Annotated in this window: 9 protein-coding genes; 5 read left to right on the top strand and 4 right to left on the bottom strand. The window is 71.9% G+C overall.

Translation table 11 applies throughout. The features are described 5' to 3' along the window. Together D7318_RS22300 and nadA are read right to left on the bottom strand one after the other, a co-directional pair. Window positions 1-501, bottom strand: a 501-nt coding sequence (locus D7318_RS22300) for an IS701 family transposase (protein ID WP_220729742.1), incomplete at its 3' end; no start/stop codon positions are given. A gap of 167 nt (window positions 502-668) precedes the next feature. After that, window positions 669-1,856 (bottom strand): quinolinate synthase NadA, encoded by a 1,188-nt coding sequence (gene nadA / locus D7318_RS22295; protein ID WP_120698947.1) that lies wholly within the window; start codon window positions 1,854-1,856, stop codon window positions 669-671. Between the two features lie 257 nt (window positions 1,857-2,113). Between nadA and D7318_RS22290 the strand changes: the two genes are divergently transcribed. Further along, window positions 2,114-2,467 carry a HesB/IscA family protein gene (locus D7318_RS22290; protein WP_120698946.1) on the top strand — a complete coding sequence of 118 codons (354 nt, stop codon included), beginning with the start codon at window positions 2,114-2,116 and terminating at the stop codon, window positions 2,465-2,467. Window positions 2,468-2,557: 90 nt separating this feature from the next. Here the strand turns inward: D7318_RS22290 and D7318_RS32945 are convergent, their stop codons facing one another. After that, window positions 2,558-4,048, bottom strand: a complete 1,491-nt coding sequence (locus D7318_RS32945; RefSeq protein ID WP_183091564.1) for a hypothetical protein — start codon at window positions 4,046-4,048, stop codon at window positions 2,558-2,560. A gap of 163 nt (window positions 4,049-4,211) precedes the next feature. Between D7318_RS32945 and D7318_RS22280 the strand changes: the two genes are divergently transcribed. Continuing rightward, entirely contained in the window at window positions 4,212-5,186 is a 975-nt protein-coding gene (locus D7318_RS22280; protein WP_183091563.1) for a carbohydrate kinase family protein, read from the top strand. Between the two features lie 54 nt (window positions 5,187-5,240). Here D7318_RS22280 and D7318_RS22275 read toward each other — a convergent pair whose 3' ends face one another. Continuing rightward, entirely contained in the window at window positions 5,241-6,650 is a 1,410-nt protein-coding gene (locus tag D7318_RS22275) for a cysteine desulfurase/sulfurtransferase TusA family protein (protein ID WP_120698959.1), read from the bottom strand. A gap of 231 nt (window positions 6,651-6,881) precedes the next feature. Here D7318_RS22275 and ctaC point away from each other — a divergent pair, with 231 nt between their 5' ends. The 3 genes from ctaC to D7318_RS22260 all read left to right on the top strand — a co-directional run bounded on the left by ctaC (window position 6,882) and on the right by D7318_RS22260 (window position 9,984). After that, a complete protein-coding gene (ctaC, locus tag D7318_RS22270; RefSeq protein WP_120698945.1) occupies window positions 6,882-7,847 on the top strand; it encodes an aa3-type cytochrome oxidase subunit II in 966 nt (321 codons plus the stop codon). A gap of 98 nt (window positions 7,848-7,945) precedes the next feature. After that, window positions 7,946-9,589, top strand: a complete 1,644-nt coding sequence (ctaD, locus tag D7318_RS22265) for an aa3-type cytochrome oxidase subunit I (RefSeq protein WP_230423962.1) — start codon at window positions 7,946-7,948, stop codon at window positions 9,587-9,589. Further along, a complete protein-coding gene (locus tag D7318_RS22260; protein WP_120698943.1) occupies window positions 9,586-9,984 on the top strand; it encodes a cytochrome c oxidase subunit 4 in 399 nt (132 codons plus the stop codon). Before ctaD ends, D7318_RS22260 begins: the two co-directional genes overlap by 4 nt. Window positions 9,985-10,092: the final 108 nt, after the last annotated feature.

The following is a 10,092-nucleotide window of genomic DNA, read 5'->3' as shown; positions in this document are numbered from 1 at the left end:
AAGGTAGAGATCCCGGTCGATCAGCACGCGGTCGCCACGGCGATCGGCGTAGGCGAGGAACGTTCCGATCTGGCAATTGTCGACACGTCCGAGGGTGCCGGAATACTGCCGCTGGACCCCGGCGGACCTGCTGCCCTTCTTCTCGAATCCGGTGGGGTCGGCGATCAGCACGCCCCGGGGATCCGCGAAGTGTTCCATGGCGTAGTCGCGCACCAGGTCCCGCATCAGATCCGCGCTCCACGGAGTGAGGTTCAAGAACCGTTGGAGTGCCTTGGGATCCTTCTCGCCGGAGAACTCGGCGATGGTCCAGCCGTTCTTGCGCTGCAACGGGGAGAGGAGCCCGCGCAGGTACTGAATCGCGTGCTCTTGAGATTCCGGGCGGTAGAACAGCGAAGCTATCCGCTCGCCCAGCCCGGCGAACTCGCGGTCCCAGACAGCTAAATCGGCCGGGCCGACGGCGTCCGACGAACGATCTGGATCACAGCGTTGGGTCGTGGCCACAGCCCCAGCCTCCCATCACCCCATGATCAAGATCTAGCCCTGTAGTACTAGGCCCGGACAGGGCCCAGGCCGGGGACCCCGGCCCTGTCACAGGAAGTGCGGCGACGGCGCGACCGCGCGCAGCGACAGCGGCCACCGGCCCCCGCGGCGCGCGCCCCCGGCGCCGACTACGGCAGGGCCAGCATCCGGTCGAGGGCGAGCGCCGCGTCGTGCGCGGTGACCGGGTCGACCTGGATGCGGTTGACGACCTTGCCCGCCGCGAGCGACTCGAGCGACCACACCAGGTGCGGCAGGTCGATGCGGTTCATGGTGGAGCAGAAGCACACGGTCCGGTCGAGGAAGACGATCTCCTTGCCCTGGTCCGCGTACCGCGCGGCCAGGCGGCGCACGAGGTTCAGCTCGGTGCCCACGGCCCACTTCGACCCGGCGGGCGCGGCGTCGAGCGTGGCGATGATGTGCTCGGTCGAGCCCACGTGGTCGGCGGCGGCGACGACCTCGTGGCGGCACTCGGGATGCACCAGGACGTTGACCCCGGGGACGCGGGCGCGGACCTCGTCGACCGAGTCGAGCGAGAAGCGGCCGTGCACCGAGCAGTGGCCACGCCACAGGATCATCCGCGCCCGGCGCAGCTGGTCGGCGGTCAGCCCGCCGCCCGGCTTGTGCGGGTTGTAGACGACGCAGTCGTCCAGGCCCATGCCGAGCTCGCGCACGGCGGTGTTGCGGCCCAGGTGCTGGTCGGGCAGGAAGAGCACCTTCCCGTCCTCACCCGCCTGCTCGAACGCCCACTCAAGGGCGCGCCTGGCGTTGGACGACGTGCACACGGTGCCGCCGTTGCGCCCGGTGAACGCCTTGATGTCGGCCGACGAGTTCATGTACGTCACCGGCACCGTCCGCCCGGCCACGCCCGCGTCGGTCAGCACGTCCCACGCCTCGGCGACCTGCTCCGCGGTGGCCATGTCGGCCATCGAGCAGCCCGCCGCGAGGTCGGGCAGGACCACCCGCTGGGCCTCGGTGGTGAGGATGTCGGCCGACTCGGCCATGAAGTGCACGCCGCAGAAGACGATGTACTCGGCCTGCGGACGGGCGGCGGCGTCCCTGGCCAGCTTGAAGGAGTCGCCGGTCACGTCGGCGAACTGGATGACCTCGTCGCGCTGGTAGTGGTGGCCGAGCACGAAGAGGCGGTCCCCCAGCGCGGCCTTGGCGGCGCGGGCCCGCTCCACCAGGTCGGGGTCGGACGGCGCCGGCAGGTCGCCGGGGCAGTCCACACCGCGTTCGCTCGCCGGGTCGGATCCGCGCCCCAGCAGGAGGAGGGCCAGGGGGGTAGGGGTGACGTCCAGGGCCTGGGCGCTGTTCACGGCACACGCACCCTTTCTGTATGTGGTGCGACGTCTTTTCGTCGTTCTGACGTTTGAGGGTCGAGCATAACCCCGTTCGCGTCACTGTGACGATGTGGATCGCGTCACTGTGACGCATTCCGTGTGGGCGGCGGGTGTGCGAGCATGAAGGGACGAGAAAAGGGACGCGAATCGACGCGCCGCGCCGGGAATGGAATCGGATGGCGGTGTGTTGGCGCCTCCGCCAGAGCTTTCCGTACTACCCGGGAGATACGCAGATGTCCGTAACGGAAGAGACCGCTGTCAGCGACGGCATCATCGTTTCCGAGGCGGCCGTGGCGAAGGTCAGGGGCCTGCTCGAGCAGGAGGGACGCGACGACCTCGCGCTGCGCGTGGCGGTCCAGCCGGGCGGGTGCTCGGGGCTGAGGTACCAGCTGTTCTTCGACGAGCGGTCCCTCGACGGCGACGTCGTCAAGGACTTCGACGGCGTGAAGGTCGTCACCGACCGCATGAGCGCGCCGTACCTCGGCGGGGCGTCCATCGACTTCGTGGACACCATCGAGAAGCAGGGCTTCACCATCGACAACCCCAACGCCACGGGCTCGTGCGCCTGCGGGGACTCGTTCAGCTGAGCCGAACGGTCCCGGCGCCCCGCCGGGACCACGGCGTGCCCCGCCCGCCCACCCCGCCACCGGGGAGTGGGCGGGCGGGGTCTTTGCGGGTCAGCGCACGGGCAGCGGCTCGCCCCGCGAGTCGAGCAGCTCCTTCTCCCCGGCCGGCCCGTCGAGCGCGACCTCGGTCGTCTGCTCCTCCGCCACCGCGATGCAGGCCAGCTCGGGGTCGGTCGTCGTGCTCTCCAGGCTCACCGTGATCGAGGAGTCCGACTCCCGCGCGGTCGCCGCGTAGTCGCTGCACACCCCGCCCCAGAAGGTCAAGGTCAGCGTGCGGTCCGACGGCTCGTAGGGTGCGATCGACCAGCCCGTGTCCCCCGGCTCCTCATCGGGCGCGCCGGGCTCGACCGGCTCCCCTGGCCCGCCGGGCTCGGCGGGGGCCTCCGCCTCGTTCCGCGGAACGGCGGGCTGGCTCGTGGTCAGCCGCTCGCCCGACGGCAGCGTGTACGTGAACAGCCACGACGGCGCCAGCACCGTGCCCCCGTCGTCGAGCGGCAGCGTGGAGAGCCCGAACCGCGCGGTGGCGTCGGCGGGTTGCGCGTCGCCGCCGATCAGCCCGTTGTACTCGGTGACCGCGTCCTCGGCGGGCGGCACCGCGTACTCCTCGCCCTCCTCGGGCCCCGGCAGCAGCGCGCCGTGCGCCGCGAACACCGAGCCGTCAGGGCCGATCCAGATCTCCGTGTCGAGCCCGTGCACCGGCAGCCCCGCCACCTCGGGAACGGCCCTGACGATGCGCTGCGAGCCGCTCGTCGCGTCGGTGACCACCGTGGCGTCGCCCAGGCCGAGCGCGTCGAGCAGCGGGCCCGCCGCCTCCGTCGCCTCGCCGGGCGTCGGCGGGGGAGTCCCGTCGACGGGCGGCATCCCCGGCGCCTCGACCGGCGCGCCGGGCCCGTCCGGGGCGCCCGAGGTGGCCGGCGCGTCCGGGTCGCCGGGCGCGCCGGGCACGATCTCCATCGCGTCGGTGGGCTCGCGCGGCGGGACCGGCTCATCGGCGGTCCCCGGCTCCGCGCCCGGCGGGGCGGCGGGCAGCGCCACCGCCGAGGGGCTGAACGACCAGTGCCCCGGCCCCCGCTTCCCCACCGTCAGCGACATACCGCCCGGCTCGGCCCCCGTCACCGCCCAGCCCGCGTCGCCGCCGTCGCGCACCTCGCCCTCGACGCCGAGCACGGCGGCCAGCTCCCGCGCACGCTCGCGCGAGACGTCGGTCAGCGTGTACGCCGGCGCGAACTCCGGGGCGTCGGCCGGGGTCTGCGCGAGCCGGAGCGTGACCCCGGCGAACGACGAAGTCGAGCCGCCCCCCTCGTCCGACGGCGCCATGGGCGCGGGCTCGGCGACGGCGCCGCCCGCCGAGGCGCCGCCGTCCTCCGCGCCCCCCGGGTCGGCGAACAGGCGCTCGGCGCCGAAGAGACCGCCCGCGATGAGCGCCACCCCGAGCGTGATCGCCGTGCCGCGCGCCAGGCCGAGGCGGCGCCGGTCGGCACCGCCCTCGTCGTGGGCCGCGTCCCCGTGGTCCGCCGCGTTCCCGGCCATGTCCTCAGCCACGTCACCGCTCCTCGGAATCGCTCGCCTGCATCGCACACCCGCCCAACTCGCCGCCGCGCGCGCCGGTTCGCCGGATACCTGTTGGACGGCCCGTTCCGCCGACCGGTTCCGCGGGGGCCGGTAGCCTGGGAGCCCTTTGTCGCCTCCACGGGAGCAGACCACCGTGCGTATCGCCGTCAGCGGCTCCATCGCCCACGATCATCTGATGACCTTTCCCGGCCGGTTCGCCGATCAGCTCGTCGGCGACCAGCTGCACACCGTCTCGCTGTCGTTCCTGGTCGACTCCCTCGAGGTGAGGCGCGGAGGGGTGGGCGCCAACATCTGCTTCGGCATGGGGCAGCTCGGCGCCTCGCCCATCCTGGTCGGCGCCGCGGGCGCGGACTTCGACGAGTACCGCGCCTGGCTCGACCGGCACGGCGTGGACACCGCGTCCGTGCGCATCTCCGAGCTGCTGCACACCGCGCGTTTCGTCTGTACCACCGACGCCGCGCACAACCAGATCGGCTCCTTCTACACCGGCGCCATGAGCGAGGCCCGGCTCATCGAGCTCCAGGCGGTCGCCCAGCGCGTCGGCGGCCTCGACCTCGTGCACATCGGCGCCGACGACCCCGAGGCGATGCTGCGCCACACCGAGGAGTGCCGCACGCGCGGGATCCCGTTCGCGGCCGACTTCTCCCAGCAGCTCGCGCGCATGGCGGGCGAGGAGATCCGCACCCTGTCCGAGGGCGCCGCCTACCTCTTCCACAACGAGTACGAGAAGGCCCTCGTCGAGAGCAAGACCGGCTGGTCGGCCGACGAGGTGCTGGCCCGGGTCGGCACGCGCGTCACCACCCTCGGCCCCCGCGGCGTCCGCATCGAGCGCGCGGGCCGGGAGACCATCGAGGTCGCCGCCCCCCAGGAGGAGGCCAAGGCCGACCCGACCGGCGTGGGCGACGCGTTCCGCGCGGGCTTCCTCTCCGGGCTCGCGTGGGGCACGTCCCTCGAACGCTCGGCGCAGGTCGGCTGCATGGTGGCCACCCTGGTCATCGAGACCGTCGGCACCCAGGAGTACACGCTGCACCGCGGCCCCTTCATGGAGCGCTTCGCCAAGGCCTACGGCATGGACGCCGCCGACGAGGTCCGCGCCCACCTGCGCTGAGCCACGCCGCCGCACGCCCGACCCGTTCCGCCGCCGCCCTCACACCGCCCGCCCTCACACCACGCGGCGCACCCGGTACGCCGTGCCGGGGCCCGCGCCGTGCGGCGCCTCGCCCAGGTACTCCTGGCCGCGCATGTCGCACCACGCGGGGATGTCGAGGCGGGCGGCGGCGTCGTCGGCGAGCACCGTCACCACCCCGCCGACCGGCACCCGGCCGATGACGCGGGACAGCTCGATGACCGGCACAGGGCAGCGCCGCCCCAGCGCGTCCACGGTCAACGCGCCATGCCCACCGTCCGGTTCGCCCGCGTCCACGGTGACCGGCACGGGCGGGGCCAGCTGCTCCCGCACCCCTGCCACCGCCCCCGGCAGCACCGCGAGGAAGCGCTCCACGTCCTGCTCGGCCGTCCCGGGCGGCAGCGAGACCCGGACGTTCCCCTCGGACAGCACGCCCATCGCGCGCAGCACATGGCTCGGCGTCAGCGTGCTCGACGTGCACGACGAGCCCGACGACACCGCGAACCCCTCACGGTCGAGCGCGTGCAGCAGCGCCTCGCCGTCCACGTAGAGGCAGGAGAACGTCACGATCCCCGGCAGCCGCTCCTCCGCCGCCCCCACCACCTCCACATCCGGCACCAGCGCGGGAACGCGCTCCCTGATCCGGTCCACGAGCCCCGCGAGCCGCGCCGCCTCGGCCGCCGCGTCCTGCCGCACGGCCCGCAGCGAGGCCGCGGCCGCCACGATCGCCGGGATGTCCTCGAAGCCGGGCGCCCGCCCCGACTCCCGCTCGTCCGTCGGCCCCACGGGCGCGAACCGCGTCCCCTTGCGCACCACGAGCAGCCCCACCCCCGCGGGCCCGCCCCACTTGTGGGCGCTGCCCGCGAGCAGCGACCAGCCGCCCTCGACCCGGCCCCACGGCAGCGACTGCGCCGCGTCCACCAGCAGCGGAACGCCCGCCGCCGCGCACACCTCGGCGATCTCCGCGACCGGCTGGCGCGTGCCCACCTCGTGGTTGGCGGACTGCACGCACACCAGCGCGGGGCCCCTGGACGCCGCCCTGAGCGCCGCCGCGACGGCCTCGGGCGCCACGCGGCCCTCGCGGTCCACGCCGATCTCCGTGACGCCGCCCCCGGCCGCCCGGTGCGCCTCGGCCGCGTGCAGCACCGCCGAGTGCTCGACGGCGGACACCAGCAACTCCCGCCCCGCCCTGGCCCGTCCGGCCAGCGCGCCCGCGACACCCGTGTGCAGCGCGCGCGTTCCCGACGAGGTGAACGTCAGCTCGTCGGGGCGGCAGCCCACCGCATCGGCCGCCGCCTCCCGCGCGGCGTCGAGCAGCAGGCGCGCCTTGCGGCCCTCGCGGTGCGGGCGCGACGGGTCGGCCCACCCGTCGTCGAGCGCGGCCAGGAGCGCCTGGGTGGCCACGGGGTGCGGGGGAAGGGAGCTCGCGGCATCGAAATAGGGCACGTCGCGCAACCTAACGCCACCGCGGCCGCCCCGGTGAATCCCCTGGTCGGGGACGTGCGCGGGCCCCGCGCCGCGCCACGCCGCGTTCCCGTACCCTCCCCGCGAGGCGGCAAAGGGCGTCCAGTAGGGTTTGCTCCGCATAAACATCCAAACCCCTGCCCCCGTCAGGGCCGGCCGCAGCGAAGCGCGAGGCAGCCCGGACCGAGGGCGAGACTCTCGGGAAGGCGCTACGTGAGTCCCAACGGCTCCGACCGCTCGTCGCGGCGCCCGAAGCGGCGGATCCTGCCGCAGGCGCTGATCGCGGGCCTGGTCCTGGCGACCGCCACAGGTTGCACATCCGAGGACTTTCCCCGTCTCGGCATGCCCACCCCCGTCACGGAGGAGGCGCCGCGCATCCTGTCCCTGTGGCAGGGCTCATGGGCTGCCGCCCTCGTCACGGGTGTGCTGGTGTGGGGCCTGATCCTGTGGAGCGTCTTCTTCCACCGGCGCTCGCGCACCAAGGTCGAGGTCCCCCCGCAGAACCGGTACAACCTCCCCATCGAGGCCCTCTACACCCTCGTCCCGCTGATCGTCGTCTCGGTGCTCTTCTACTTCACCGCCCGCGACCAGACCGAGCTGCTCGACACCTCGGAGGAGCCCGACCACATCATCAACGTGGTGGGCTACCAGTGGAGCTGGGGCTTCAACTACATCGAGCCCGTCGGCGCCTCCGACACCGACGCGCGCACCGCGCCCGAGCTCTCCTCCATCCCCGACCGGATCGCGGACCGCTTCCCCGAGAACGCGGACGGCGTGTACGAGGCCGGCACCCCGGCCGACCGCGACCCGGACACCGGCAACCCCGGGCCCACGCTGATCCTCCCCGAGGGTGAGACGGTGCAGTTCGTGCTGACGTCCCGTGACGTCATCCACTCGTTCTGGGTCGTGCCGTTCCTGATGAAGCAGGACGTCATCCCCGGGCACACCAACGTGTTCGAGGTGACCCCCGACCGGCAGGGCACCTTCCTCGGCAAGTGCGCCGAGCTCTGCGGCGTCGACCATTCCCGCATGCTGTTCAACGTCAAGGTCGTCTCCCCCGAGGAGTACGACGCGCATCTCCAGGACTTGGCGGAACGCGGCAACACCGGCTACCTCCCGGCCGGCATCGAGCAGACCGATGCCGCAAGGAACGCCGAGACCAACGAGGGGCGATCGTGAGTATCCTCGAGCAGAAGAACGCGGAGTCACAGGAGACGGAGGCGGCCGGGGCCACCCCCGCCTCGCCCGCCGCCTACCGGCGTCGGCCCGGCTCCGTCGTGGTCAAGTGGCTCACCACCACCGACCACAAGACGATCGGCACGATGTACCTGCTGACGTCGTTCCTCTTCTTCATCATCGGCGGCGCGATGGCGCTCATCATGCGCGCCGAGCTGGCCCGCCCCGGCACGCAGGTCGTCAGCAACGAGCAGTTCAACCAGCTGTTCACCATGCACGGCACGATCATGCTGCTGCTGTTCGCGACCCCGCTGTTCGCCGGGTTCACCAACTGGATCATGCCGCTCCAGATCGGCGCCCCCGACGTCGCGTTCCCCCGCCTGAACATGCTGGCCTACTGGCTCTACCTGTTCGGCGGCCTCATGGTGGTCGGCGGCTTCTTCACGCCGCAGGGCGCGGCCAGCTTCGGCTGGTTCGCCTACTCGCCGCTCTCCGACGCGGTCCGCTCGCCCGGCATGGGCGCCGACCTGTGGGTCATGGGCCTCGCGCTCTCCGGCTTCGGCACCATCCTCGGCGCCGTCAACTTCATCACCACGATCATCTGCATGCGCGCCCCCGGCATGACGATGTTCCGGATGCCGATCTTCACCTGGAACGTCCTGCTCACCGGTGTCCTGGTGCTGCTGGCCTTCCCGGTGCTCGCCGCCGCGCTGTTCGCGCTCGCCGCCGACCGCGTCTTCGGGGCCCATATCTTCGACGCCTCCAACGGCGGCGCGATCCTGTGGCAACACCTCTTCTGGTTCTTCGGCCATCCAGAGGTGTACATCATCGCGCTGCCGTTCTTCGGCATCGTCTCGGAGATCATCCCGGTCTTCTCCAGGAAGCCGATCTTCGGCTACATCGGCCTGGTCGCCGCGACGATCACCATCGCGGGCCTCTCCGTGACGGTCTGGGCGCACCACATGTATGTCACGGGCGCGGTGCTGCTGCCGTTCTTCTCCTTCATGACCTTCCTGATCGCGGTCCCGACCGGTGTGAAGTTCTTTAACTGGATCGGCACCATGTGGAAGGGATCGCTCAGCTTCGAAACGCCGATGCTCTGGTCGGTCGGCTTTCTGATCACCTTCCTCTTCGGTGGCCTCACCGGCGTGATCCTGGCCTCGCCGCCGCTCGACTTCCACGTGTCCGACACCTACTTCGTGGTGGCGCACTTCCACTACGTCGTCTTCGGCACCGTGGTCTTCGCGATGTTCGCGGGCTTCCACTTCTGGTGGCCCAAGTGGACCGGCAAGATGCTGGACGAGCGCCTCGGCAAGATCACCTTCTGGACGCTGTTCATCGGCTTCCACGGAACGTTCCTCGTGCAGCACTGGCTGGGCGCCGAGGGCATGGTCCGCCGCTACCCGGACTATCTGGCGGCCGACGGGTTCACCGCGCTCAACACGATCTCGACCATGAGTTCGTTCCTGCTCGGCATGTCGATGCTGCCGTTCTTCTACAACGTCTGGAAGACCTGGAAGTACGGCGAGAAGGTCGACACCGACGACCCGTGGGGCTACGGGCGTTCGCTCGAGTGGGCGACCTCGTGCCCGCCGCCCCGGCACAACTTCCTCACGCTGCCCAGGATCCGCTCCGAGTCCCCGGCCTTCGACCTGCACCACCCCGAGGTCGCGGCGCTCGACTCCCTGGAGAACGACGCCCGCCACGAGGCCGAGGCGCTCACCGGAAAGGAGGCCGGCCAGTGAGGATCCAGGGGCACCTCTTCAGCTGGATCGCCGTCTTCATGCTCGCCGTGGCGATCGTCTACGGCGTGTGGTCCAAGGAGCCGGTCGGCACCACGGCGCTGTTCCTGTCGTTCGCCCTGTCGGCGATGATCGGGTTCTACCTGCTCTTCACCGCCCGCCGCGTGGACACCGGCGCGCAGGACAACAAGGAGGCGGACGTCGCCGACGACGCCGGCGAGGTCGGGTTCTTCAGCCCGCACAGCTGGGCGCCGCTGCTGCTCGGCGCCGGTGGCGCGGTCGCGTTCATGGGCCCGGTCTTCGGCTGGTGGTTCCTGTACTTCACGGCCCCGCTCGTGGCCATCGGCCTGTGGCTGTGGGTCTTCGAGTACTACCGCGGCGAGAACCAGAACCAGTAGCGGCCCGTCCCGCACGGCATCCGGCCCCCGGAGGGAGATCCCTCCGGGGGCCGCCCGTTTGCAGCAGGCCAGCGCGCCCCCACCGGGTGATGTCCGTAATTTATGGCT

It is taken from the genome of Streptomyces radicis (assembly GCF_003626575.1).
Classification (GTDB): Bacteria; Actinomycetota; Actinomycetes; order Streptomycetales; family Streptomycetaceae; genus Streptomyces; species Streptomyces radicis.
Note: the sequence above shows the minus strand (reverse complement) of the source record. Positions and strands in the feature narration are given on the sequence as shown.

Excerpts from the sequence above, each read along its gene's own strand:
- D7318_RS22290 (WP_120698946.1), top strand. The coding sequence starts at position 2,114 with ATGTCCGTAACGGAAGAGACCGCTGTCAGCGACGGCATCATCGTTTCC.